Source organism: Cupriavidus sp. 96C5-1 (genome assembly GCF_057798855.1).
The window spans coordinates 19,193-43,791 of the sequence record NZ_JBYOJU010000040.1 but is presented as its reverse complement, the minus strand read 5'-3'; the positions used below and the strand labels follow the sequence as shown (position 1 = coordinate 43,791).

Below are 24,599 nucleotides of genomic sequence, written 5' to 3'. Positions count from 1 at the left end.
AGGAACCGACATCATGAAACAACTGCAACACGCATACATCGTTGCCGCGACCCGCACGCCCATCGGCAAGGCACCCAAGGGCGCGTACAAGAACACCCGCCCGGACGACCTGCTGGCCACCATCCTGCGCGCAGCCGTGGCGCAGGTGCCCAATCTCGATCCGAAGCTGATCGAAGACGCCATCGTCGGCTGCGCGATTCCGGAGGCGCAGCAGGGCCTGAACGTGGCGCGCATCGGCGCGCTGCTGTCGGGCCTGCCGAATACGGTGGGCGGCATCACCGTCAACCGCTTCTGCGCCTCCGGCGTGTCGGCGGTGGCGATGGCGGCCGACCGCATCCGCGTGGGCGAGTCCGATGTGATGATCGCCGCGGGCGTTGAATCGATGAGCATGGTGCCGATGATGGGCAACTCGCCGTCGATGTCACCGTCGATCTTCGAGCGCGACGAGAACATCGGCATCGCCTACGGCATGGGCCTGACCGCCGAGAAAGTCGCGCAGAAATGGCAGGTCAGCCGTGACGACCAGGATGCCTTCTCGCTCGCCTCGCACCAGAAGGCCATCCGCGCGCAGCAGGCCGGCGAATTCAAGGACGAGATCACCCCGGTCGAGATCGTCGAGAAATTCCCCAACCTGGCCAGCGGCCAGGTTGACGTGAAGACGCGCACCATCTCGCTCGACGAAGGCCCGCGCCCGGAGACTTCCCTCGAAGGCCTGGGCAAGCTGCGCCCGGTGTTTGCCAACAAGGGCAGCGTCACCGCCGGCAACAGCTCGCAGACCTCGGACGGCGCCGGCGCGCTGATCCTGGTCTCGGAAAAGATCCTCAAGCAGTTCAACCTGGTGCCGCTGGCGCGTTTCGTGTCGTTCGCGGTGCGCGGCGTGCCGCCGGAGATCATGGGCATCGGCCCGAAGGAAGCGATTCCCGCGGCGCTCAAGGCCGCCGGCCTGACGCAGGACCAGATCGACTGGATCGAGCTGAACGAAGCGTTTGCCGCGCAATCGCTGGCGGTGATGCGCGACCTGCAGCTGGACCCGGCCAAGGTCAACCCGATGGGCGGCGCGATTGCCCTGGGCCACCCGCTGGGTGCCACCGGCGCGATCCGTTCCGCCACGGTGGTGCACGCGCTGCGCCGTCACAACCTGAAGTACGGCATGGTGACCATGTGCGTCGGTACGGGCATGGGCGCGGCAGGTATCTTCGAGCGCGTCTGAACGCGCCACAGGGGCAGGCAACCCAGGTGCCGGGTGCGCCCGTGTTGCCTGCCCCGACTCTCCATCAGGTGAAGAAAGCAGTGCCATAGCAAGGAGACAGCTGCCGCCTCGACGCGGCTCACCTGACAGGGAGGAGACAACAAGATGCAGGAGACAGTCATTCTGGCCGACGCCGCGTGCGATATGCCGCGCGCGCTGATGGCCGAACTCGGGGTGCAGACGTTGCCGTTCCGCATCCGCGCGGGCGACCGCTTCGTTGCCGATGTGCGCGACGAGCCCGCCTTGCCTTCACTCTACGCGCAGTACCTGGTCGGCAAGCAGGACCACTATGCCGAGTCCATTCCCTTGCTCGAACGCGAGATCGAAGAGCACATGCTCAGGCACGTGGTGACCACGTGCGACCGTGCGCTGCTGCTGACCATCGCCAGCAGCCGCAGCAAGCTGTATGCACATGCCATGGGGGCCGTGGTCGGCACCATGGCAAAGAGCTTCAAGCTGCGCAAGGATGCCGGCCGCACGGGGTTGTTCGCGCTGACGGTGATCGACACCGGCGCAATCGGCCCGGGCCAGGCGCTGATCGTGCGCGAGGCCGCCCGCATGCTGAACGCCGGCGCCAGCGCGCAGGCGGTGGTGGAGACCGTCGAGACGCGCCTGCGCGATGCCGCGCATATGTTCCTGGTGCCCGACGCGTTGCTCTACATGTACACGCGGGCAAAGCACAAGGGCGAGAACAGCATCACCTGGGGCCGCTACCTGCTTGGCAGCACGTTCAATATCCGGCCCATCGTGCATATGCATCGCGGCGAGACCGAACCGGTGGCCAAGGCACGGGGCGCGGACGAAGGCATGCGCCGCCTGATGGCGCATGCCGAGCAGTGCATTCGCAGCGGGCGGTTGCTGAGCCCCGCGGTGTCGCTCAGCTATGCGGGGCCGCCCGGGGCGATTCGTGCGTTGCCTGCCTTCCAGTCGCTTGAGCGCAGCGCGCAGCAGCACGGCGTGGAACTGATGCTGGCGCCGATGAGCCTGACGGTGGCGCTCAACGTGGGAGCAAAAGCCTTCGGGATGAGCTATCTTTGCGAGGATCCGCCGCCGCTCGAATAAGCGGACTTGTTTCCCTGGCGAGGGACGGCAGGCAAGTCAACCAAGCAGTAAGGAGAAGACGATTTCATGAGCATCCTCACCACCATCGAACAAGGCATCCTCACCGTCGAGTTCGATCGCCTCGACAAGAAGAACGCGATCACCGCGGCGATGTACCAGGCCTTGGCCGACGCGCTGCGCGCCGCCGATGCCGACCCCGCCGTGCGTGTGATCGTGATCCGCGGCAAGCCGGAAGTGTTCACCGCGGGCAATGACCTGGAAGACTTCATGCAGCGCCCGCCCACCGCGGGCGAAGGCGGCCAGCCCGCACCGGTGTTCCAGTTCCTGCAGCAGATCAGCCAGGCCAGCAAGCCGCTGGTGGCGGCCGTGAGCGGCCCGGCGGTTGGCGTGGGTACCACCATGCTGCTGCATTGCGACCTGGTCTATGCCTCGGAGACGGCGAAGCTGTCGCTGCCGTTCGTGCAACTGGGCCTGTGCCCGGAAGCGGCCTCGAGCATGCTGTTGCCGCGCCTGCTGGGTCACCAGCGCGCTGCCGAGAAGCTGCTGCTGGGCGAGGCCTTCGGCGCGCAGGAAGCGCTGCAGATCGGCCTGGTCACGCGCGTGCTGCCGGTGGCGGAGTTGCACGATTTCGTGCTGCAGCAGGCGCGCAAGCTGGCCGCGCTGCCGGCTTCGTCGCTGCGGGAAACCAAGCGGCTGATGAAGGACGGCGACAAGGCGGCGGTGCAGGCAAAGATGGCGGAGGAGGGCGAGGTGTTCCGGCGCATGCTGCAGGCGCCGGAAGCCAAGGAGGCTTTCAAGGCTTTCTTCGAGAAGCGCCGTCCGGACTTCTCGCAGTTCGACTGACGCTCAGCCAAAGCGCAACCAGAGCGCCGCCAAAGCGCCGCCAAAGCGCCACCAAAGCGCCACCAAAGCGCTTTGCCACCGCCGCCAGGCGCTCAGGCCAGCGGCGCGTCCTTTGCCTGCGGCAGCACGCGCGGCTGGCGCGAATCGTCGGTGGCCACATAGGTCAGGGTGGCTTCGGTCACCTTGACGATCTCGTTGCTGTGCCGCATACGCTGTGCATAGACCTCCACCGACACGGTGATCGAGGTGCGGCCGGTCTTCTCGATATCGGCGTAGAAGCTCACCAGGTCGCCGACGAGGACCGGGTGCTTGAACAGGAATGAATTCACCGCCACCGTGGCAACCCGGCCCTGGGCGCGCTCCACGGCGGGGATCGAGCCGGCAATGTCCACCTGGGCCATGATCCAGCCGCCGAAGACGTCGCCGTGCACGTTGGCGTCCGCCGGCATCGGGACCACGCGCAGGGCGGGATTCTTGCCAGGGGGCAGGCAGGGGAGGTCTTGGGCTTGATTCATGGTGATGGCGTGAGGCTGGATAGGGTTGGGGCGGGGTGGCAAGGGCTGCGGCACGGTGCCCGGCGCGACGATGCGCAGGCCGGAGTGACGGTGCCGCCGCGCGGCCCGGGCGTCGCGGAGGTTCCGCGACGGGGATAGGCGGTGTGGCGCCGGCCAACATAGCCGATCTCTGCCACAATCGCATATTCGACCGAATTCTAACGTATGCGACGCTATTCCACGTCGGCCGAGCCGCCCCCAGCCCAGCCGTCCAACTCTCTTTTCGGCAAGTCCGGCGCTCCCCGCAGCGACTGGCAGACCGTGCGCAACCTGTTGCCCTATGTCTGGCACTACAAGTGGCGCGTGATACTGGCGCTGGTGTGCCTGGTGGCGGCCAAGGTGGCCAATCTGGGCGTGCCGGTGCTGATGAAGAAGCTGGTGGACAATATGAACGTCCCCGCCGGCAGCGCCACCGCGCTGCTGGTGGTGCCGGCCGGGCTGATCGTGGCCTACGGGGTCCTGCGCCTGTCGGGCACGCTGTTTACCGAGTTGCGCGAGATTCTCTTTTCCAAGGTCACGCAGAGCGCCGTGCGCGAGATCGCGCTGCAGGTGTTCCGCCACCTGCACGCGCTGTCGCTGCGTTTCCACCTGGAGCGGCAAACCGGCGGCATGAGCCGCGATATCGAGCGCGGCACGCGCGGCATCCAGTCGCTGATCTCGTATTCCCTCTACAGCATCCTGCCGACCCTGGTGGAGATGGGGCTGGTGATGGGCTTCTTCATCCTGCACTACGACATCTGGTTCGCCGTCATCACCGGCTGCGCGCTGGCGGGCTACATTGTCTTCACCATCGTGGTGACCGAGTGGCGCACGCATTTCCGCCGCAGGATGAACGACCTGGATTCGCGCGCCAACCAGAAGGCGATCGATTCCCTGCTCAACTTCGAGACCGTCAAGTATTTCGGCAATGAGGAGTACGAGGCCGGCCGCTACGACGAGAACCTGCGCAAGTACCGCACCGCCGCAATCCGCTCGCAGAACTCACTGTCCTTCCTGAACTTCGGCCAACAGGCCATCATCGCCACCGGGCTGATCCTGATCCTGTGGCGCGCCACCGTGGGCGTGGCGGCCGGCAAGCTGACGCTGGGCGACCTGGTGCTGGTGAACACGCTGATGATCCAGTTGTACGTGCCGCTGAACTTCCTCGGCGTGATCTACCGCGAGATCAAGCAGGCCACCACCGATATGGACCGCATGTTCGTGCTGCTGGGCACCGGTCGCGAAATCGCCGATGCGCCGGGCGCCCAGCCGCTGCGCGTGAGCGGCGCCGCCGTGCGCTTTGCCCATGTGGGTTTCGGCTACGAGAGCAACCGCGTGATCCTGGACGATGTGGATTTCACCATCGGGGCCGGCACCACCACCGCGGTGGTCGGCCATAGCGGCTCGGGCAAGTCCACGCTGGCCAGGCTGCTGTTCCGCTTCTACGATGTGGGCAGCGGCGGCATCGAGATCGACGGCCAGGATATCCGCTCGATCACGCAGGACAGCCTGCGCCGCGCCATCGGTATCGTGCCGCAGGACACCGTGCTGTTCAACGACAGCATCTACTACAACATCGCCTACGGCCGTCCGGACGCCAGCCGCGAAGAGGTCATCGAGGCTGCGCGCGCGGCCCAGATCGATACCTTTATCCGCGAGCTGCCGCAGGGCTACGACACACCGGTGGGCGAACGCGGCCTCAAGCTGTCGGGCGGCGAGAAGCAGCGCGTGGCCATCGCGCGCACGCTGCTGAAGAACCCGCCCGTCCTGGTCTTCGACGAGGCCACCTCGGCGCTGGATTCCCGCACCGAGCAGGCCATCCAGGCCGAACTGATGCGGCTGGCCCAGAACCGCACCACGCTGCTGATCGCGCACCGGCTTTCCACCGTGGTGCACGCCGACCAGATCCTGGTGATGGACCATGGGCGCATCGTCGAGCGCGGCACCCACGCCGAGCTGATGCGGCTCGAGGGCCGTTATGCCGAGATGTGGCAGATCCAGGCGCGCAGCGCGGCGCAGGGGGAGGTGGCGCTGGAAGACGCCGTGCTGGCCATCGAAGCGGGCGACGCCACCCAGGACGCCTGACCGCCCGGCCCGGCGCGGCCGCGGATTGTCGACGATCCGCTTCGGCAAATAGGATCGGCGAATCCGGTTGCACGGATTTGGTTCGACAATAGGTGACGTATTCGCCCTGTGTTGGTGCGCGCACACGTGGCACGCGCCTTGCGGACGAACTCTCCAGGAAGATGATCAACTGGAGAGAGTTCATGCCGCTATTCCGTGCCGCCACCCCACCCGATGCCGTTGCCGCCCGCGCTGGCGCCGGCCGTACCCATGCCGCCACCGCTGCTTGCGCCACCGGCGCGGGCATTGCCGCTTCGGCCCTGCGGCGCCGCCTGCTGCAGGCCGGCATGGCGCTCGGCACCGCCCTGGTGCTGTCGACACAATTCGCTGGCGAGGCGCACGCCCAGACCAAGCTCCGCTTCCAGCTCGACTGGCGCTTCGAAGGGCCTTCCGCGCTGTTCCTGCTGGGCGAGCAGAAGGGCTACTACAAGGCCGAGAAGCTGGACGTATCGATCGACGCCGGCAACGGCTCGGGCAACGTGGTCAATCGCGTGGCTTCGGGCACCTACGACATGGGCTTCGCCGACCTGGCCTCGGTGATGGAGTTCTACGGCAACAACCCCGACGCGAAGAACAAGCCGGTGGCCGTGATGATGGTCTACAACAACACGCCGGCGGCGGTGCTGGCGCTGAAGAAATCCGGCATCAGGACGCCGCGCGACCTGGCCGGCAAGAAGCTTGGCGCACCGGTGTTCGACGCCGGCCGCCGCGCCTTCGCGATCTTCGCCAAGGCCAACGGCCTGCAGGCGTCGGGCTTCAACTGGCAGGCGATGGACCCGACCCTGCGCGAGACCATGCTCGCGCGCGGCGACCTGGACGCCATCACCGGTTTTTCCTTCACCTCCATCCTCAACCTCAATGCGCGCGGCGTGAAGGACGAGGACATCGTGGTGCTGCCCTATCCGCAATACGGCGTGAAGCTGTACGGTAATGCGGTGATCGCGTCGGAAGATTTCCTCAAGAAGAACCCGGAGGCGGTCAAGGCGTTCCTGCGCGCCTTCGCCAGGTCGGCCAGGGATGTGATCGCCAGGCCGGAAGAGGGCGTCAAGGCCGTCAAGGCGCGCGACGGCATCATCGACGAGAAGCTGGAAACCAGGCGCCTGAAGATGGCGCTGGACAGCGTGGTCAAGTCGCCCGACGCGCGTGCCGAGGGCTTTGGGCGCATCAACAAGCCGCGCCTGTCGCTGATGGCATCGCAGGTGGCGGATGCCTTCGGCACCAAGGGCCGCATCAATCCCGACATGCTGTGGACCGATGCGTACCTGCCGTCGGCCGCCGAACTGGATGTGCTGCGATGACCATGGCCAATGCTTCCTTGCGCGCGGGGGCCGCGTTCCCCGCAGTCGGTGCCGCTGCGCCAGCCGGGCCGGCGGCGCAACCCTTCGTCGAGTTCAACCGGGTCTGGCTTGCCTATAACGACGAACTTGCCCACAAGAGCGAGTTCGCGGTCGAGGATATCTCGCTGCAGGTCGAGCCGGGTGAGTTCATCGCCATCGTCGGACCCTCGGGCTGCGGCAAGTCTACCTTCATGAAGCTGGCCACGGGGCTCAAGCCGGCTACGCGTGGCGTGGTCAGGATCGCTGGCGAGAAGGTGACGGGCCCGCTCAAGATGGTCGGCATGGCCTTCCAGGCGCCGACGCTGCTGCCCTGGCGCACCACGCTGCAGAACGTCATGCTGCCGCTGGAGATCGTCGAGCCTTACCGCTCCACGCTGCGGCGAAAGCGCGAGGAATACACGGCGCGGGCGCGCGAACTGTTGCGCACGGTGGGGCTCGCCGGCTACGAAGACAAGTATCCGTGGCAGCTCTCCGGCGGCATGCAGCAGCGCGCGTCGATCTGCCGCGCGCTGATCCACGAGCCGCGCATGCTGCTGCTCGACGAGCCCTTCGGCGCGCTCGATGCATTTACCCGCGAGGAACTGTGGTGCGTGCTGCGCGACCTGTGGCAGGCGCAACGCTTCAACGTGATCCTGGTCACCCACGACCTGCGCGAAGCCGTGTTCCTGGCCGACACCGTCTACGTGATGAGCCAGCGCCCGGGGCGCATCCTGGCGCGCAAGGAGATCGACCTGCCGCGTCCGCGCGACCTCGACCTGACCTATACCGAACCCTTTGCCGAACTCGTGCACGCCCTGCGCGAGAAGATCGGCCACGTACGGCAGCACTGACCATGAGCACTTTTTCTTCCCCGATGAGCGCGGCCCGGCAGCGCCGCGTGCAGCGCGTGGCGCCATGGCTGCTGCTGGCCGCCTTCCTGCTGCTGTGGCAGGGTGCCTGCCTTGCGTTCAACGTCTCGGACTTCATCCTGCCCAGCCCGAGTGCGATCGTGTCTTCGTTGTTCGAATACTGGGACGTGATTGCCGGCCATGCGTGGCGCACCTTCTGGACCACCATGGTCGGCTTCGGCCTTGCCATCTTGGTGGGCGTAGTGCTGGGCTTGCTGATGGGGTCGTCCAGGCTGGCCTACGCGGCCGGGTATCCGCTGATGACCGCGTTCAATGCCTTGCCGAAGGCGGCCTTTGTGCCGATCCTGGTGGTGTGGCTCGGGCTGGGTGCCGGCCCGGCGATCCTGACGGCGTTCCTGATCTCGTTCTTCCCGATCATGGTCAATATCGCCACAGGACTGGCGACGCTGGAGCCGGAACTGGAAGATGTGCTGCGCGTGCTTGGTGCAAGGCGCACCGATGTGTTGCTCAAGGTGGGGCTGCCGCGTTCGATGCCTTATTTCTTCGCTTCGCTGAAAGTCGCCATCACGCTGGCTTTCGTCGGGACCACGGTGTCCGAAATGAGCGCGGCGAACGAGGGCATCGGCTACCTGCTGGTGTCGGCCGGCTCGGCGATGAAGATGCCGCTGGCCTTTGCGGGCCTGGTGGTGATCGCCGTGATGGCGATGGTGATGTATGAGTTTTTCGCGGTGGTGGAGAAGCGGATGACGGGGTGGGCGCACCGGGGGTGATGACGTTTTCCTAACGGTAGGGGCGCCAACGGCATGGCGATTCCCGGTTTGTCATTGGTGAGCCAGTGGCTCGCGCTGTCAGGAAAGGAGTCGGGGTCTTGGGCTTGGGTGGGTTTTCAGACAAGTCTGCAGGGCCTAAAGGCGAAGTGGCGTCAGGCTCTTGGGCACATGGAGGTGTCACTTTTCTTTACTCGTAAAGAAAAGTAACCAAAAGAAAGCGACCCCTTGCAGGGGGGCTGGCTTGTCGGGCTCGGGGGCTTTGCGGATTCGTGGTGGGCGCGTCAGTCCTGCCTGACTGCTGGCGCTACCGGTGCGAACGGCATCACCACTGCGGATGGCATTGGTTTTATTGTAGTGCCCCTGATAGCAATGATCCGTGGTAGTTCACGCATTTGCGTTACCGGCGCGAATGGCTACTGTCTCCCGATCCTTGCTGGTTTCGTCGTGGGCGCGGTGGCCCCGGCTTGAGGCTGAGCGCCCCAAATCTGGTGCCACCGTGCCCACTGATGAAGCCTCGATCGTCGCTCTCACTCGAACAGCGGGCTACGCATAGTCCAGCGGCAGCGCCGTCGTGTACTTGATCTGCTCCATTGCAAAGCTGGAACTCACGTCCGCCAGTTCCGCACCCTGGATCAGTTTCTTGTACACGCGGTCATAGGCGGCGATATCCGGCACCACCACCCGCAGCAGGTAGTCGGTATCGCCCGCCATGCGGTAGAACTCCGTGACCTCGGGAATCGTTGCGACCAGTTCATGGAAGGTCTTGAGCCACTTGACGCTATGCTGGCTGGTGCGGACCGAGACGAATACCGTGACGCCCACGTTCAGCAGGGCGGGATCGAGCAGCGCCACGCGCTTGCGGATCACGCCGCTTTCCTCGAGCTTCTGCACGCGCCGCCAGCACGGCGTGGAAGTGAGTCCCACCCGCTCCCCGAGTTCGGCCACCGGCACGGTGGCATCTTCCTGCAGGGCGGCGAGTATCTGGCGGTCGTAGCGGTCCATGGCAATTCCAATCACATGCAGCGTATCCGGTGCCTGGCCGCACGCCGGCCGTTGCTTCAGGCCGCGTCCACCAGCAGGTTCACACCGCTGCCGATGTGTTCCTGGTCCACCCCGTAGATATGCAGCGACACCGCCATCTCGTCGCTGTCGTTGCCGAGCGCGTGGATATGGCGCAGCCCCGCCGGTACGCTGAAGGTATCGCCCGCCGTGCGCGTGAGCGCGCCGCACGGCAGGGCTCGCCGCTGCTGCGCGTCCCAGCGGTAGTGGCGCTCGTGCAGCGTGCCGCGCAGCACCCGGTAGGCGCACCAGGTCTGGTGCCCGTGCACCGGACTATGCTGCCCCGGCCGCCAGACGATCAGCATGGCGGAGAAGCGCGCCAGCGGATCGGCGTGGACCAGGTGACGGGCATAGCCCTGCGCTGAGCCCTCGCGCAGCGCTTCGGGCAGCAACGCCAGCAGTGTCGCGGCATCCGGCAGGCTGGCCTCGATACCTTGCGCCACCATGCGCGCGCTGGCGGCAAAGGCCGACGACATGCCATCGGAGAGCGGGGCGAAGAGATCCGGCCGGCCATCGGCCGCGTCGAGCCCGGCAAAGACGGCGCTACGTGCATGGCTGGCGGTATCCGCGATGCTGGCTTGCTGGGTGGCCATGAAGGGCTCCTTGTTGGTCTGCGACCATCATAGCGTCCGGCTTGTAGCAAACACCTGCATTTTGTCGTGCAAATCTGCCTGAAAGTGTAATCGTATTCCAATAAATAGCAAATAAACGAAAATTTTTTCCTGACAATGGCATGGCGGCGGACAGCCGGTGGATAATGCGGCCTCATGGAAATCAAGTGGCTTGAAGACTTCGTCAGCCTGGCCGAGACGCACAGCTTCTCGCGCTCGGCCGAGCAGCGTCATGTGACGCAGCCCGCGTTCTCGCGCCGGATCCAGTCGCTCGAGTCCTGGGTGGGCACGGAACTGATCGACCGCTCCAGCTATCCCACCAGCCTGACGCCGGCTGGCAAGGTGTTCTACGAGCAGGCGCTGGCCATGCTGGCCCAGGTCAGCGAGACCCGCGCGCTGATGCGGGGGCAGCGCTCGGCCAACGCCCAGGTGCTGGAGTTCGCGGTGCCGCATACGCTGTCGCTGACCTTCTTCCCCGAATGGCTCAAGGCGGTGGAGCGCGAGATCGGCAAGCTGCCGTGCCGGCTGCGCGCGCTCAACGTGCACGATGCGGTGCTGGCGCTGGTGGACGGCGGCTGCGACCTGGTCATGGTCTATCACCATGCGCGCCAGGCCATCCAGCTCGACCCGGCGCACTACGACATGATGGTGCTGGGCGTCGAGCGGCTGTCGCCATACAGCGTGCCCGACGCCGCCGGCAAGCCGCTGTACCGCCTGCCCGGCACGGACAAGAAGCCGGTGCCCTTCCTCAGCTACACGCCCAATGCCTTCCTTGGCCGGATGGTCGACATGCTGCTGTCCGAAACCACCGACGCGCTCAGGCTCGACAAGTGCTACGAGACCGATATGGCCGAGGCGCTCAAGGTGATGGCGCTGGCGGGGCACGGCATGGCTTTCCTGCCGGAGAGCGCGGTGCGAGAGGAACTGGCCCAGCACCGGCTGGTCCGGGCCGAGTCGGCGCGCGGGGCACCGCTGTCGATCGACATGGAAATCCGGCTTTACCGGGAGAAGCCGGGCGAACACGTCAGCGAACGGCGCAGCGCGCAGGTCCGCGGCAAGCGCCAGCTGGTGGACCGCGTGTGGTCGTCGCTCGCGGCGCGGAGCCTGCCCGCGCCGCCAAAGGCCGGACGTGGTCCGGAGGGCGGGGCGGCGTAGCGGTCGGGATGGCGCACCGGCGTGTCTCAAGGTTATGCAATCCGTGCATAACGGGATGATCAAACGGCATTGGCTTCGGCGGTGCCGCCTCCCCTAAGCTTGCGGCACCTTCACACCGGAACCAAACGATGTCTTCCGCAGCGCCGTCCAATCCTGCCGTAAAGAACCACACCCTGCCTTCCTACCTGAACGCCGACGCGCTCGGGCCCTGGGGCATCTACTTGCAGCAGGTCGATCGTGTCACGCCGTACCTGGGCTCGCTGGCCCGCTGGGTCGAGACCCTCAAGCGCCCCAAGCGCGCCCTGGTGGTCGATGTGCCGATCGAGATGGACAACGGCACCATTGCCCACTTCGAAGGCTATCGCGTACAGCACAACATGTCGCGCGGTCCGGGCAAGGGCGGCGTGCGCTTCCACCAGGACGTGACCTTGTCGGAAGTGATGGCGCTGTCGGCCTGGATGTCGGTCAAGAATGCGGCGGTCAACGTGCCTTACGGCGGCGCCAAGGGTGGTATCCGCGTCGATCCGCGTACGCTCTCGCGTTCGGAACTGGAGCGCGTGACGCGTCGCTACACCAGCGAAATCAACTTCATCATCGGGCCCAACAAGGACATCCCGGCGCCTGACGTCAACACCAATGAACAGGTGATGGCATGGATGATGGACACCTACTCGATGAACTCCGGCAGCACCTCCACCGGCGTGGTCACGGGCAAGCCGATCTCGCTGGGCGGCTCGCTGGGACGGCGCGAGGCAACCGGGCGCGGCGTCTTCGTGGTGGGTTCCGAGGCGGCCCGCAACCTGGGCCTGGACATCAAGGGCGCACGCGTGGTGGTGCAGGGTTTCGGCAATGTCGGCGCCGTGGCTGCCAAGCTGTTCCACGAAGCCGGCGCCAAGGTGGTGGCGGTGCAGGACCATCGCACCGCGCTGTACAACCCGGCCGGCCTGGACGTGCCCGCCATGATGGAATACGCCTCGCATAGCGGCACCATCGAGGGTTTCCAGGGCGAGACCATTTCCGCCGAGCAGTTCTGGCAGGTGGATTGCGAAATCCTGATCCCGGCCGCCCTGGAAGGCCAGATCACCGCCAAGAACGCGCCCCACATCAAGGCACGCATGGTCATCGAAGGTGCGAACGGCCCGACCACGCCGGAAGCCGACGACATCCTGCGCGAGCGCAATATCCTGGTGGCGCCGGACGTGATCGCCAATGCTGGCGGCGTTACGGTCTCCTATTTCGAATGGGTGCAGGATTTCTCCAGCTTCTTCTGGACCGAAGAAGAGATCAACCAGCGCCTGGTACGAATCATGCAAGAGGCATTCCGTGCGATCTGGCAGGTCGCTCAGGACAATAAGGTTACCTTGCGCACCGCCGCCTTCATCGTGGCGTGCACGCGGATTCTGCAGGCGCGCGAAATGCGCGGTCTCTATCCCTGATGCTTGATGTGGACAAGCGCGGTTTGCCGCAGCGGTATCGCTGAATAGCGATGCTGCAATGCAGCAAACCGATCCAGCATTGGTAACGCGGCTGCCGGGCCTCCCGGCAGCCGCGTTGTCGTATGTGCCGCAGCGATTCGCAAGAGAGGTTCCCGGCGAGCATTCCCTTGACGGAAGGCCATGACGGAGCGGGGCAATCCAGTGCGGGAAGGGCTTGATGCATGCTTTGGGTTTGCCTGCAAGCCGTGCTGGTATTGACTTTGTTAGGGGAAAAACCCCGTTGTCTTGAATGCCTGCCTGCGTAATACTACCTCGTCGGCGGGCGGCATCTTGCCTGAGTCCCGCCTTTCTCTTCATGGTCAAGGAGATGTTATGAATGTTGCCAAGTTGGCTTCCCTGATGATTGCGGCCGGCGTGCTGTGCGGCACCGCGCAAGCCGCCGAGCAACTGACGGGCACGCTGCAGAAGATCAAAGACACCGGTGTGATTACGCTTGGCGTGCGCGAGTCGTCGATTCCGTTCAATTACAACCTGGGCGGCGTGCGCCAGGTCGGCTATTCCTACGACATCAATATCAAGATCGTCGAGGCCATCAAGGAGCGCCTGAAGCTGCCGAACCTGCAGGTCAAGGAAATCCCGATCACCTCGCAGAACCGCATCACCCTGCTGCAGAACGGCACCATCGACATCGAGTGCGGTTCCACCACCAATAACCTCGAGCGCCAGAAGCAGGCATCGTTTACCGACAGCATCTTCATCATCGGCACCCGCATCATGGTGAAGAAGGATGGCGGCATCAAGGATTGGGCCGACCTGAAGGGCAAGAACGTGGTGACCACCGCGGGCACCACCTCGGAACGCCTGCTGCGCAAGATGAACGATGACCAGAAGCTGGGCATGAACATCATCAGCACCAAGGACCACGGCCAGTCGTTCCTGACGCTGGAGTCGGGCCGCGCCGTCGCCTTCATGATGGACGATGCGCTGCTGTACGGCGAACGCGCCAAAGCCAAGAACCCGGCCGACTGGATCGTGGTGGGCAAGCCGCAATCGCGCGAGTCCTATGGCTGCATGATCCGCAAGGACGACGCACCGTTCAAGAAGCTGTCGGACACCGTGATCGCCGGCATGATGAAGGATGGCTCGGTCAATACGCTGTACACCAAGTGGTTCCAGCAGCCGGTTCCGCCCAAGGGCCTGAACCTGGACTTCCCGCTGTCTGAAGACATGAAGGCGCTGTTCAAGAATCCGAACGACAAGGCACTCGACTGATCCTGGGCTTCCGGTTGTGTGAAACGGAAGGCGTGTCCTTCCGTTTCTTTTTGAGGACACATCATGAACTACAGCTGGCATTGGGGTGTATTCCTCGAACAAGCGGCCCAGAACGAGACCTACCTGGACTGGATGATTTCCGGCCTGAAGGTCACCATTGCGCTGGGGCTTTCGTCGTGGATCATCGCCCTCATCATCGGTTCCGTGCTTGGCGTGCTGCGCACGGTGCCCAACAAGTGGCTGTCCGGCCTGGCCGCCACCTACGTCGAGATCTTCCGCAATATTCCGCTGCTGGTGCAGTTGTTCATCTGGTATTTCGTCATGCCCGAGCTGTTGCCCGGCGGCGAGACCTTCAAGCAGATGAATCCCTTCGCGCAGCAGTTCCTGGCAGCCATGCTCTGCCTGGGCACCTTCACGGCAGCCCGGGTCTGCGAGCAGGTCCGCTCGGGCATCAACTCGCTGCCGCCCGGCCAGCGGAACGCCGGCCTGGCGATGGGTTTCACGCTGGCCCAGACCTACCGCTATGTGCTGCTGCCGATGTCGTTCCGTGTCATTGTGCCGCCGCTGACCTCCGAGTTCCTGAATATCTTCAAGAACTCCGCGGTGGCGTCGACCATCGGCCTGCTGGAACTGGCGGCGCAGGGGCGCCAGCTGGTGGACTACACGGCGCGGCCGTATGAGTCCTTCATCGCGGTGACGCTGATGTACGCGCTGATCAATATCGTGGTCATGCTGCTCATGCGCTGGGTCGAAGGACGCACCCGCGTGCCCGGCTTCATCGGCACCAAGTAAAGGGACACGTCATGGCATATTCATTCGATTTCAGCTCGATCAATCCCACTACGCTGAGCGTGCTCGGCGAGGGCATGCTGGTCTCGCTCAAGATCACTGTCACCGCGGTGGTGGTCGGCATCGTCTGGGGCACCATCCTGGCGATGATGCGGCTGTCCTCCGTCAAGCCGCTGAACTGGTTCGCGCAGGGCTACGTCACCATCTTCCGGTCCATACCGCTGGTGATGGTGCTGCTGTGGTTCTTCCTGATCATCCCGCAGGTCCTGCAGAAGGCGTTCAACCTGTCGCAGGCATCCGACCTGCGCATGACCTCGGCGCTGGTCGCCTTCGCCCTGTTCGAGGCGGCGTATTACTCCGAGATCATCCGCGCGGGTATCCAGAGCGTGTCGCGCGGGCAGATGTTCGCCGCGCAGGCCATGGGCATGACCTACGGGCAGGCGATGCGGCTGGTGATCCTGCCGCAGGCCTTCCGCAACATGGTGCCGCTGCTGCTGACCCAGGGCATCATCCTGTTCCAGGATACGTCGCTGGTCTACGTGAGCGCGCTGGCGGACTTTTTCGGCCAGTCTTACGGCATCGGCGAGCGCGACGGCCGCATCGTGGAGATGCTGCTGTTTGCCGGGCTGGTGTATTTCATTATCTGTTTCTCCGCATCGCTGCTGGTTAAGCGTTACCAGAAAAAGGTGGCCGTATGATCGAAATCAATAACGTCTCCAAGTGGTACGGCACCTTCCAGGTGCTGACCGATTGCACCACCAGGGTCGCCAAGGGCGAGGTGGTGGTGGTGTGCGGCCCGTCGGGTTCCGGCAAGTCCACGCTGATCAAGACCGTCAACGCGCTGGAGCCGTTCCAGAAGGGCGACATCACGGTGGATGGCACCTCGGTGGGCTCGCCCAAGACCAACCTGCCGAAGCTGCGCTCGCGCGTGGGCATGGTGTTCCAGAACTTCGAGCTGTTTCCCCACCTGTCGATCACCGAGAACCTGACCATCGCCCAGATGAAGGTGCTCGGCCGCTCGAAAGAGGAAGCCACCGCCAAGGGTCTGAAGTACCTGGACCGGGTGGGCCTGAAGGCGCAGGCGGCCAAGTTCCCCGGCCAGTTGTCGGGCGGCCAGCAGCAGCGCGTGGCGATCGCCCGCGCGCTGTCGATGGATCCGATCTGCATGCTGTTCGATGAACCCACCTCGGCGCTGGACCCGGAGATGGTCAACGAAGTGCTGGACGTGATGGTGCAACTGGCGCAGGAAGGCATGACCATGATGTGCGTGACCCACGAGATGGGCTTCGCGCGCAAGGTGGCCAACCGCGTGATCTTCATGGACCAGGGCAAGATCGTCGAGGACTGCGCCAAGGAAGAGTTCTTCGGCAATATCGACGCCCGCTCCGACCGGGCCAAGCAGTTCCTGTCGAAGATCCTGCATCACTGATGACGCGCCAGACCCGGCAGCCATGACGACGGCTGTCACTCCCTCTCCCTCAGCTCATGGGGAGAGGGGGTAAACCGGTGGCATCAGACGAAGCTGCCGGAATGCGCCAACACCGTCTGGAATGACGACGGCTGCCGCGGCCCGCAGGTTCGGCAGCCCACCCGGACCTACAGTATCCGGCTCGCCGACTGGAAGTCGGCCGCCAGCAACGTCAGTTCGCGCATGGCGCCGACCAGCGGCCGGGAATCGTCGCGGCGCCATTGATACGAGTAGGCCAGGGGAGGCAACGCCGGATCGCTGCGCAGCACGCGCAGTGCCCCGCGTTTGGCCAGCGACTGCGCCCAGCCATGGGGCAGGATGCCGACACCGATGCCTTCCACCAGCATGCCGGCCACGGCACCCCAGTGATTGCAGACGATGCGCCGTTGCGGCAGCCCGCCGCGGCCGTCCAGCCATTCGTCGAGCAAGCGCGTTACGCCCGAGCCGGATGGCAAGGTCACCAGGGGCCGGTTGCCGAGGGTGTCCGGGCTGATCGGGGTGGCGCGGCCGGTTGCCTGTGCCGATGTGCACCACACGAACTGCGCCTGTGCTATCGCATGGGACGCGATGGTGCCGCGGGTGGACTTGCCCGCCACCACGGCGAAGTCGAGTTCGCCGTCTTCGACGCGTTTCTCCAGCGCCTCGCCAATGCTGACGTGGGCCTCCAGCTCCAGGCCGGGGTGGGCTTCGCCGATCAGCCGCACCAGCCGTGGCAGCCAGGTCAGTGCGGTCAGTTCTCCCACGCCGAATCGGCATTTGCCATGCAGGCCCGCCACGGTGCCGATCTCGATGCGCAGTTCGTCGGCGCTGCGCAGAAGCGCATGGGCGCGCGAGACCAGCCGGTTGCCGGCATCGGTGAGCACCGCCTTGTGCCCGCTCCGGTCGAACAGAGGCCGGCCCAGGGAATCCTCGAGTTCGGCAATGCGCTTGGAAAGCGACGACAAGGAAAGATGCAGGCGCTGGGCTGCGATGGCGAAGCTCGAACAGGTGGCCGCCCAATAGAATGCTTCGAGTTGCTTGAGGGTCATGATTTGATGAGATCGGGCATTTCCGCAGCGGTTCCCATGTCTGGAGATGCCTCATGTAGTTGAAAAAAAGAGGACATAGTATCTGAAATAAATTCGCTTTATGGAGTCAAGAGGCGGGCATAGAGTGCGTGTCATCGATCCGCACCCATACCTATACCCGTACCCAGACCATGACTTCAGCCACGGATGCCGCTGCCTCCACCCGGCCCACCAACCGCGGTTTCGCCGCCCCGCTGAAACAGGCTTCGCGCGCGCTGCAGCGCATCCTGTCCCTGGATGACTTCGAGCATGCCGCCAGGCGCCGCCTGCCCCGGCCCATCTACGGCTATATCGCGGGCGCCGCCGAAGACAACCGCTCGCTCCAGGAGAACCGTGCCGCCTTCCACGACTATGCGCTGACCACGCGCGTACTGGTGGACGTGTCCCGGCGCACCCAGAGCGTGGAACTCTTCGGCAAGACCTACGCTTCGCCCTTCGGTATCGCGCCGATGGGGCTGAGCGCGCTGTCCGCTTATCGCGGAGACATCGTGCAGGCGCGCGCGGCGCGGGCGGCCGGCATCCCGATGGTGCTGAGCGGTTCATCGCTGATCCGGCTCGAGGACGTGTTCGAAGCCGCCCCCGATGCCTGGTTCCAGGCCTATGTGCCGGGCGATGCGGCGCGCATCGATGCCTTGCTGGACCGCGTACAGGCCACCGGATGCCGCACCCTGGTGGTGACGGTGGATATTCCGGTCGCCGGCAACCGCGAGAACAACGTGCGCAGTGGTTTCTCGACGCCGCTGCGGCCCAGCCTGCGCCTGGCGTACGACGGTATCACGCGCCCGCAGTGGCTGGTCGGCACCTTCGCGCGCACGCTGCTGCGCCACGGCATGCCGCATTTCGAGAACTCCTTCGCGGAACGCGGCGCGCCGATCCTGTCGGCCAATGTGCTGCGCGACTTTTCCGCGCGCGACCATCTCGACTGGAGCCACCTTGAGCGCATCCGCCGCCGCTGGAAAGGGGTGCTGATCGTCAAGGGCATCCTCAGCGCGCAGGACGCCGTGCTGGCCCGCGACCGGGGCGCCGACGGCATCGTCGTATCGAATCACGGCGGCCGGCAGCTCGACGGCGCGGTGGCGCCCTTGCGGGTGCTGCCCGGGATCGTGGCGGCGGTCGGCGATCTGCCGGTGATGATCGACGGCGGCATCCGTCGCGGCACCGACGTCGTCAAGGCCCTGGCGCTCGGCGCGAAGCTGGTATTCGTCGGGCGGCCCTTCAACTACGCCGCTTCCGTGGCGGGCGAAGCCGGCGTGACGCATGCGATCAACCTGCTGCGGGACGAAGTCGACCGCAACATGGCCATGCTGGGGGTCAGCCAGTGTGCCGGACTGGATCCGGCGATGCTGCACCGCCGCTGACGAAGCGGCCGGCGGCGGCTGACCGCTGATCGCTTATCGCCCACCGATGGCCGCGCTTCGTTCAACTTCAAACTATTTCGAACCACGATCAAGGAGACCGCACATGAACAGGCTTTCTTTCCTCAAGCTGTGCACCCTTTCCCTGTGCGCCGCCGGCGCATCGGCGCTCTACGCCCAGACCTATCCCACCAAGCCGGTGCGGCTGGTGGTGCCGTTCTCTCCCGGTGGTACCACGGATATCGTGGCGCGCGTGATTTCGGCGCCGTTGAGCAAGGAGCTGGGGCAATCGGTAGTGGTGGAGAACAAGGCCGGGGCCGGCGGCGTGCTTGGCGCGGCCGAGATCGCGCGGGCCAACCCCGACGGCTACGCGCTGGGCGTGGCGACGGTGTCCACCACGGCCACCAATCCGGCCATCAACCCGAAGATTCCCTACGATCCCCTCAAGGACTTCACGCCCATCGTCAATATCGCGGCGACCCCCAACGTGCTGGCGGTGCATCCTTCGTTTCCCGCGAAGAACTACCAGGCGTTCATTGCCGAGTTGAAGAAGAACCCGACCAGATACAGCTACGGCACGGCCGGCACCGGCTCCATCGGGCACCTGCAGATGGAGCTCTTCAAGAGCCTGGCCCACCTGTCGATCATGCATGTGCCCTACAAGGGCTCGGGCCCCGCGCTGAACGACGCCGTGGCCGGGCAGGTGGGTGTGGTCTTCGATAACCTGCCGTCCGCGCTTCCCTTTATCAAGGACGGCCGGCTGATTCCCATCGTGGTGTCCGCGCCGGAGCGGGTGGCGCAGCTACCGAACGTTCCGACCTTCAAGGAGGTCGGCCTCGAACCTGCCAACCGCATGGCGTTCTATGGCATCTACGGACCCAAGGGCCTGCCGCAGGCCGTGGTGGAACGCATCAACCTGGCGGTCAGGAAATCCCTTCAGGATCCCGGCGTGCGCAGCCGGATCGAAGCCACCGGGTCGATGGTGGTGGCCAACACGCCAGAGCAGTTCCGCCAGCAAATCGTGCAGGAATACGATATCTACAAGCGTACGGTAGCCGTGCAGAAGCTCACGCTCGACTGAAGGCGCGCCGGCAGCCGTGTGCCAGGGCCATCCGGGAGATGGCTCAGGTGCAGGCGCTGTTGGCGGCGTTCTTGGCCTGGACTTCCGGCGGGATCGGCACGGTCAGCGTCATGACCGCGCGGCCATCCTCGAACATCATCAGTTCGCCGGGCTCGAAGGCGGTCCAGGTCTCGTTGTCGGTCAGCGGCGCCGTGGCGATCACCGCCACCCGGTCGTCGGGCGTGGTGACCTGGGCGAAGTCGATCGACAGGTCGGCGTCGATCAGGTGGGCGGTGGAGAACGGCCACTGGCGCACGATGTAGTACAGGCGCGTGGAGCAGTGCGCGAACAGCGCCTGCCCGTTCGACAGCAGGTAGTTGAAGACGCCGTGCAGCGTGATCTCGCGCGTGATGTCGGCCAGCGCGTGGCACAACTCGTTGAGCGGCGGCTGCGAGCCGGGGAAGCGCTTGCGCAGTCCCTGCATCAGGGTGCAGAAGGCGAGTTCGCTATCGGTGTCGCCGACCGGCTGGTAGACCCCGGACAGGAAGGGCGAGAAATTCTTCAGGTCGCCGTTGTGGGCGAAGATCCAGTGCCGGCCCCACAGCTCGCGCATGAAGGGGTGGCAGTTCTCCAGCAGCACGGTGCCTTGCGTTGCCTTGCGGATATGCGAGATGACGTTCTTGGACTTGATCGGGTAGCGTTTGATCAGGTCCGCCACCGGCGAGGTGCCGGCGGACTGGTTGTCGATGAACAGGCGGCAGGCCTTGTCCTCGAAGAATGCCACGCCGAAGCCGTCGGCGTGGTGGTCCGTGACGCCGCCGCGGGCGGCGAAGCCGGTAAAGGAGAACGTCACGTCGGTCGGCGTGGCGCAGTTCATGCCGAGCAGCTGGCACATGGCGGGCACCGGACCGGCAGCGGGCTGCCGGATTGCAATAGAATGTCCCATTATCCGGCCTCCCCGGGTTATCTGCCAAGCGCATCGCGTTTTCCCCCCCCGAATTCAATACCTAGATCCAGCGGGCTTCCGAGACATGAGCAAATACAAGATCGCAGTCATCCCCGGCGATGGCATCGGCACTGAAGTGATGCCCGAGGGCCTGCGCGTGATGGACGCCGCCGCGCGCCGGTTCGGCATCGGCATGCAGTTCGACCATTTCGACTTCTCCAGCTGCGATTACTACGCCCGGCACGGCAAGATGCTGCCGGACGACTGGTTCGACACCCTGGTCAAGTACGATGCCATCTACTTTGGCGCGGTGGGCTGGCCGGACGCCGTGCCCGATCACGTCTCGCTGTGGGGTTCGCTGCTGCAATTCCGGCGCTCTTTCGACCAGTACGTCAACCTGCGCCCGGTGCGGCTGATGCCCGGCATCCGCAGCCCGCTGGTGGACCGCGACGGCAATGCGCGCAAGCCCGGCGACATCGATTTCTACGTGGTGCGCGAGAACACCGAGGGCGAGTACTCCAGCATCGGCGGGCGCATGTTCCCCGGCACCGACCGGGAGGTGGTGATCCAGGAGACGGTGATGACGCGCACCGGCGTGGACCGCATCCTCAAGTTCGCCTTCGAGCTGGCGCAAAAGCGCCCGGCGCAGCATCTGACCTCGGCCACCAAGTCCAATGGCATCTCCATCACCATGCCCTACTGGGACGAGCGGGTGGAGGCCATGGCCGCGAACTACCCGGGCGTGAAGGTCGACAAGTACCACATCGACATTCTGACTGCGCACTTCGTCCAGCATCCCGACTGGTTCGACGTGGTGGTCGCCAGCAACCTGTTCGGCGACATCCTGTCCGACCTGGGCCCGGCCTGCACCGGCACCATCGGCATCGCGCCCTCGGGCAATATCAATCCGGACCGCACCTTCCCCAGCCTGTTCGAGCCGGTGCACGGCTCCGCGCCGGATATCGCCGGGCGCGGCGTGGCCAACCCGATCGGCCAGATCTGGTGCGGCGCCATGATGCTGGAGCACCTGGGCCAGCCGGAAGCCGGCGCGGCCGTGCTCGGCGCCATCGAACAGGTGCTGGCGGCCGGTCCGGCGCATGCGCCGCTGACCCGCGATATCGGCGGCAAGGCAGGCACGGCGGATCTCGGCCAGGCCATTGCGGAGGCGCTGTGAACATGGCCGCCCCATCCCTGCCGGCCGGCGCGGCCGATGCGCGCGCCTTGCTGCTCGACTCCTTCCACGCCGCCGTGGCGGCGGCCGATCCCCTGCGCATCGTGGCGGAGCACCTGCCGCCGCCCCAGCCGGGTGGCCGCACGCTGGTGGTCGGTGCCGGCAAGGCTGCGGCCTCGATGGCGCTGGCCGTGGAACAGGCCTATGCCGCGCTCGACCGCACCCATGCGATCGAGGGGCTGGTGGTCACGCGCTATGCCCACGGCCTGCCGACCGGACATGTCCGCGTGATCGAGGCCGGCCATCCGGTGCCCGACGAAGCCGGCGAGCGCGCCGCCGCCGAGATCCTGGCGCGCGTGAGCGAGCTGGGTCCCGAGGACAGTCTGATCGTGCTGGTGTCAGGCGGGGGCTCCAGCCTGCTGTCGCTGCCGGCCGAAGGTATCGCCATGGCTGACCTCAAGGCCACCACGCAGGAACTGCTGCGCTGCGGCGCCCCCATCACCGAGATGAACATCGTGCGCAAGCACCTGTCGCGCATCCAGGGTGGGCGCCTGGCCCAGGCCTGCCGCGCGCCGGTGACCACGCTGATCGTCTCGGACGTGGCCGGCGACGATCCCAGCGCGATCGCCTCGGGCCCGACCGTGCCGGACCCGAGCACCTACGCCGATGCGCTGGACATCCTGCGCCGCTATGGCGCTACCGTGCCACCTGTGGTCAGGGGCTACCTCGAGCGCGGCGCGCGCGGCGAGGTGGCGGAAACGCCGAAGCCCGGGGACCCGCTGTTCGCGCGGGTGCGGAACCTCGTCATTGCAACGGCCCACGGCAGCCTGGTGGCGGCTGCGGATCACTTCCGCGCACGCGGCATCCAGCCGGTGGTGCTGGGCGATACGGTGACCGGCGAGGCGCAGGAAGTGGCGCGGGTCTATGCCGCGCTGGTGCGCGAGATACGCGCGTACAATGCGCCCTTCGCGGTCCCGGTGGCGCTGATTTCCGGGGGTGAATGTACCGTCACGCTGCCGCAGGGCGGTGGCGGGGCGGCCGGAAAGCCTCGCGGCGGGCGCTGCTCGGAGTTCCTGCTGTCGCTCGCGCTGGAGCTGGATGGCGCCGATAATGTGTACGCCATCGCGGCGGACACCGACGGCATCGACGGCTCCGAGGATAATGCCGGCGCCTTGCTGGACCCGTCCACGCTGGCGCGCGCGCAGGCCGCGGGCGCACCGGCGCGAGCCCGGCTGGACGCGCACGATGCCTGGGGCTTCTTCGATGCCGCGGGCGATCTCGTGGTGACCGGTCCCACGCGCACCAATGTGAATGACTACCGCGCCATCCTGATTCTGTAATCCCTGATCAGCGCCAGCCTGCGACTGCCGGCCGGCGCTCCCGAAAGCCATGACCCAGAACCTCACCATCACCCGCCCGGACGACTGGCACCTGCACCTGCGCGACGGCATTGCGCTGGCCGCCGTCCTGCCCGACACCGCCCGCCAGTTTGCGCGTGCCATCATCATGCCCAACCTGAAGCCGCCCGTGACCACGGTGGCGCAGGCCGCGGCCTACCGCGACCGCATCCTGGCGGCGCTGCCGGCTGGCCTGGCGTTCGAGCCGCTGATGACGCTGTACCTGACCGACAAGACCAGCGCCGAGGAGATCGTCGCGGCCAAGGCCAGCGGCTTCGTGCACGGCGTCAAGCTGTATCCCGCCGGCGCCACCACCAACAGCGATGCCGGCGTGACCGACCTGCGCCACTGCGCGGGCGCGCTGGCAGCGATGGAGCGCGTGGGCCTGCCGCTGCTGGTGCATGGCGAGGTGACCGATCCGGCGATCGACATCTTCGACCGCGAAGCCGTCTTCATCGACCGCGTGATGACGCCGCTGCGCCGCGACTTCCCGGCGCTCAAGGTGGTGTTCGAGCACATCACCACCAAGGATGCCGCCGAATACGTGCGCGATGCCGAAGGCCCGGTCGGCGCCACCATCACCGCGCATCACCTGCTGTACAACCGCAATGCCATCTTCACCGGCGGCATTCGCCCGCACTACTACTGCCTGCCGGTGCTCAAGCGCGAAACCCACCGCGAAGCCCTGGTGGCTGCCGCCGTATCGGGCAGCCCGCGCTTCTTCCTCGGCACCGACAGCGCTCCGCACGCGCGCGGCCTGAAGGAACATGCTTGCGGCTGTGCCGGCTGCTACACCGGGCTGCATGCCATGGAGCTGTACGCCGAGGCCTTCGAGGCGGCCGGCGCGCTCGACAAGCTGGAAGCCTTTGCCAGCTTCAACGGCCCGGCCTTCTACGGCCTGCCGCGCAACGGCGGCACGCTGACCCTGGCGCGCGAAGACTGGGAGTTGCCGGCCGAACTGCCCTATGGCGATACCACGCTGGTACCGCTGCGCGGCGGCGAGACGCTGCGCTGGAAGGCCCGCTAGGCCGCGCTGGCGCAGTGGCA

The 24,599-nt window shown here is 65.8% G+C and carries 23 protein-coding genes; 18 read left to right on the top strand and 5 right to left on the bottom strand.

Annotation, left to right across the window (positions count from 1 at the left end; genetic code table 11):
• Positions 1-10 precede the first annotated feature (10 nt).
• The 3 genes from AC3FOF_RS33210 (at position 11) to AC3FOF_RS33200 (ending at position 3,154) form a co-directional block, all read left to right on the top strand.
• Positions 11-1,210 carry an acetyl-CoA C-acyltransferase gene (locus tag AC3FOF_RS33210; RefSeq protein WP_488729028.1) on the top strand — a complete coding sequence of 400 codons (1,200 nt, stop codon included), beginning with the start codon at positions 11-13 and terminating at the stop codon, positions 1,208-1,210.
• A 144-nt stretch (positions 1,211-1,354) separates the two neighbouring features.
• Positions 1,355-2,311 carry a DegV family protein gene (locus AC3FOF_RS33205; RefSeq protein WP_276269541.1) on the top strand — a complete coding sequence of 319 codons (957 nt, stop codon included), beginning with the start codon at positions 1,355-1,357 and terminating at the stop codon, positions 2,309-2,311.
• Between the two features lie 66 nt (positions 2,312-2,377).
• Positions 2,378-3,154: an enoyl-CoA hydratase gene (locus AC3FOF_RS33200; protein WP_017226760.1), complete on the top strand. Its 777-nt coding sequence runs from the start codon at positions 2,378-2,380 to the stop codon at positions 3,152-3,154.
• Positions 3,155-3,246: 92 nt separating this feature from the next.
• Here the strand turns inward: AC3FOF_RS33200 and AC3FOF_RS33195 are convergent, their stop codons facing one another.
• Positions 3,247-3,669 carry an acyl-CoA thioesterase gene (locus AC3FOF_RS33195; protein WP_035811516.1) on the bottom strand — a complete coding sequence of 141 codons (423 nt, stop codon included), beginning with the start codon at positions 3,667-3,669 and terminating at the stop codon, positions 3,247-3,249.
• A 204-nt stretch (positions 3,670-3,873) separates the two neighbouring features.
• On the opposite strand from AC3FOF_RS33195, the gene AC3FOF_RS33190 reads away from it, so the two are divergent.
• The 4 genes from AC3FOF_RS33190 (at position 3,874) to AC3FOF_RS33175 (ending at position 8,766) form a co-directional block, all read left to right on the top strand.
• Positions 3,874-5,772 (top strand): ABCB family ABC transporter ATP-binding protein/permease, encoded by a 1,899-nt coding sequence (locus tag AC3FOF_RS33190; RefSeq protein ID WP_276269540.1) that lies wholly within the window; start codon positions 3,874-3,876, stop codon positions 5,770-5,772.
• 182 nt (positions 5,773-5,954) lie between these two features.
• Positions 5,955-7,109: an ABC transporter substrate-binding protein gene (locus AC3FOF_RS33185; RefSeq protein ID WP_430869729.1), complete on the top strand. Its 1,155-nt coding sequence runs from the start codon at positions 5,955-5,957 to the stop codon at positions 7,107-7,109.
• A gap of 2 nt (positions 7,110-7,111) precedes the next feature.
• Positions 7,112-7,978 (top strand): ABC transporter ATP-binding protein, encoded by an 867-nt coding sequence (locus AC3FOF_RS33180; protein WP_488729009.1) that lies wholly within the window; start codon positions 7,112-7,114, stop codon positions 7,976-7,978.
• 2 nt (positions 7,979-7,980) lie between these two features.
• Complete coding sequence (locus tag AC3FOF_RS33175) at positions 7,981-8,766, top strand: ABC transporter permease (RefSeq protein WP_276269538.1); 786 nt, start codon at positions 7,981-7,983, stop codon at positions 8,764-8,766.
• Positions 8,767-9,309: 543 nt separating this feature from the next.
• On the opposite strand, the gene AC3FOF_RS33170 is transcribed toward AC3FOF_RS33175, so the two are convergent.
• Entirely contained in the window at positions 9,310-9,768 is a 459-nt protein-coding gene (locus tag AC3FOF_RS33170; RefSeq protein WP_017226754.1) for an Lrp/AsnC family transcriptional regulator, read from the bottom strand.
• Positions 9,769-9,824: 56 nt separating this feature from the next.
• The gene (locus tag AC3FOF_RS33165) at positions 9,825-10,418 is read right to left on the bottom strand and encodes a cysteine dioxygenase family protein (RefSeq protein WP_017226753.1); all 594 of its coding nucleotides are present in this window, start codon (positions 10,416-10,418) and stop codon (positions 9,825-9,827) included.
• 174 nt (positions 10,419-10,592) lie between these two features.
• Here AC3FOF_RS33165 and AC3FOF_RS33160 point away from each other — a divergent pair, with 174 nt between their 5' ends.
• From AC3FOF_RS33160 to AC3FOF_RS33135, 6 genes are all read left to right on the top strand, one after another.
• The gene (locus AC3FOF_RS33160) at positions 10,593-11,591 is read left to right on the top strand and encodes a LysR family transcriptional regulator (protein WP_276265519.1); all 999 of its coding nucleotides are present in this window, start codon (positions 10,593-10,595) and stop codon (positions 11,589-11,591) included.
• Between the two features lie 128 nt (positions 11,592-11,719).
• Entirely contained in the window at positions 11,720-13,027 is a 1,308-nt protein-coding gene (locus tag AC3FOF_RS33155) for a Glu/Leu/Phe/Val family dehydrogenase (RefSeq protein ID WP_276265518.1), read from the top strand.
• 372 nt (positions 13,028-13,399) lie between these two features.
• Entirely contained in the window at positions 13,400-14,299 is a 900-nt protein-coding gene (locus AC3FOF_RS33150) for a glutamate/aspartate ABC transporter substrate-binding protein (protein WP_488729008.1), read from the top strand.
• Between the two features lie 63 nt (positions 14,300-14,362).
• A complete protein-coding gene (locus tag AC3FOF_RS33145) occupies positions 14,363-15,091 on the top strand; it encodes an amino acid ABC transporter permease (protein ID WP_017226749.1) in 729 nt (242 codons plus the stop codon).
• An 11-nt stretch (positions 15,092-15,102) separates the two neighbouring features.
• On the top strand, positions 15,103-15,786 hold the full coding sequence (gene gltK / locus AC3FOF_RS33140) for a glutamate/aspartate ABC transporter permease GltK (RefSeq protein ID WP_017226748.1): 684 nt from the start codon (positions 15,103-15,105) through the stop codon (positions 15,784-15,786).
• The gene (locus tag AC3FOF_RS33135; RefSeq protein ID WP_017226747.1) at positions 15,783-16,517 is read left to right on the top strand and encodes an amino acid ABC transporter ATP-binding protein; all 735 of its coding nucleotides are present in this window, start codon (positions 15,783-15,785) and stop codon (positions 16,515-16,517) included. The genes gltK and AC3FOF_RS33135 overlap by 4 nt, the downstream gene beginning before the upstream one ends.
• Positions 16,518-16,684: 167 nt before the next feature.
• Here AC3FOF_RS33135 and AC3FOF_RS33130 read toward each other — a convergent pair whose 3' ends face one another.
• Positions 16,685-17,584, bottom strand: coding sequence for a LysR family transcriptional regulator (locus AC3FOF_RS33130; RefSeq protein ID WP_276265517.1), 900 nt, complete (start codon positions 17,582-17,584; stop codon positions 16,685-16,687).
• Between the two features lie 170 nt (positions 17,585-17,754).
• Between AC3FOF_RS33130 and AC3FOF_RS33125 the strand changes: the two genes are divergently transcribed.
• Positions 17,755-18,981: an alpha-hydroxy acid oxidase gene (locus tag AC3FOF_RS33125; protein WP_488729027.1), complete on the top strand. Its 1,227-nt coding sequence runs from the start codon at positions 17,755-17,757 to the stop codon at positions 18,979-18,981.
• 103 nt (positions 18,982-19,084) lie between these two features.
• Positions 19,085-20,059: a tripartite tricarboxylate transporter substrate binding protein BugE gene (locus AC3FOF_RS33120; protein ID WP_017226744.1), complete on the top strand. Its 975-nt coding sequence runs from the start codon at positions 19,085-19,087 to the stop codon at positions 20,057-20,059.
• Positions 20,060-20,102: 43 nt separating this feature from the next.
• Here the strand turns inward: AC3FOF_RS33120 and AC3FOF_RS33115 are convergent, their stop codons facing one another.
• Positions 20,103-20,933 (bottom strand): class II glutamine amidotransferase, encoded by an 831-nt coding sequence (locus AC3FOF_RS33115; RefSeq protein WP_017226743.1) that lies wholly within the window; start codon positions 20,931-20,933, stop codon positions 20,103-20,105.
• Between the two features lie 136 nt (positions 20,934-21,069).
• Here AC3FOF_RS33115 and AC3FOF_RS33110 point away from each other — a divergent pair, with 136 nt between their 5' ends.
• From AC3FOF_RS33110 to pyrC, 3 genes are read left to right on the top strand one after another with little or no spacing between them, the layout of a single operon-like run.
• Entirely contained in the window at positions 21,070-22,158 is a 1,089-nt protein-coding gene (locus AC3FOF_RS33110) for a tartrate dehydrogenase (protein WP_017226742.1), read from the top strand.
• Positions 22,159-22,160: 2 nt separating this feature from the next.
• Positions 22,161-23,495: a glycerate kinase type-2 family protein gene (locus AC3FOF_RS33105; RefSeq protein WP_276265515.1), complete on the top strand. Its 1,335-nt coding sequence runs from the start codon at positions 22,161-22,163 to the stop codon at positions 23,493-23,495.
• Between the two features lie 49 nt (positions 23,496-23,544).
• Positions 23,545-24,579, top strand: coding sequence for a dihydroorotase (gene pyrC / locus AC3FOF_RS33100; RefSeq protein ID WP_276265514.1), 1,035 nt, complete (start codon positions 23,545-23,547; stop codon positions 24,577-24,579).
• The last annotated feature ends 20 nt before the right edge of the window (positions 24,580-24,599 follow it).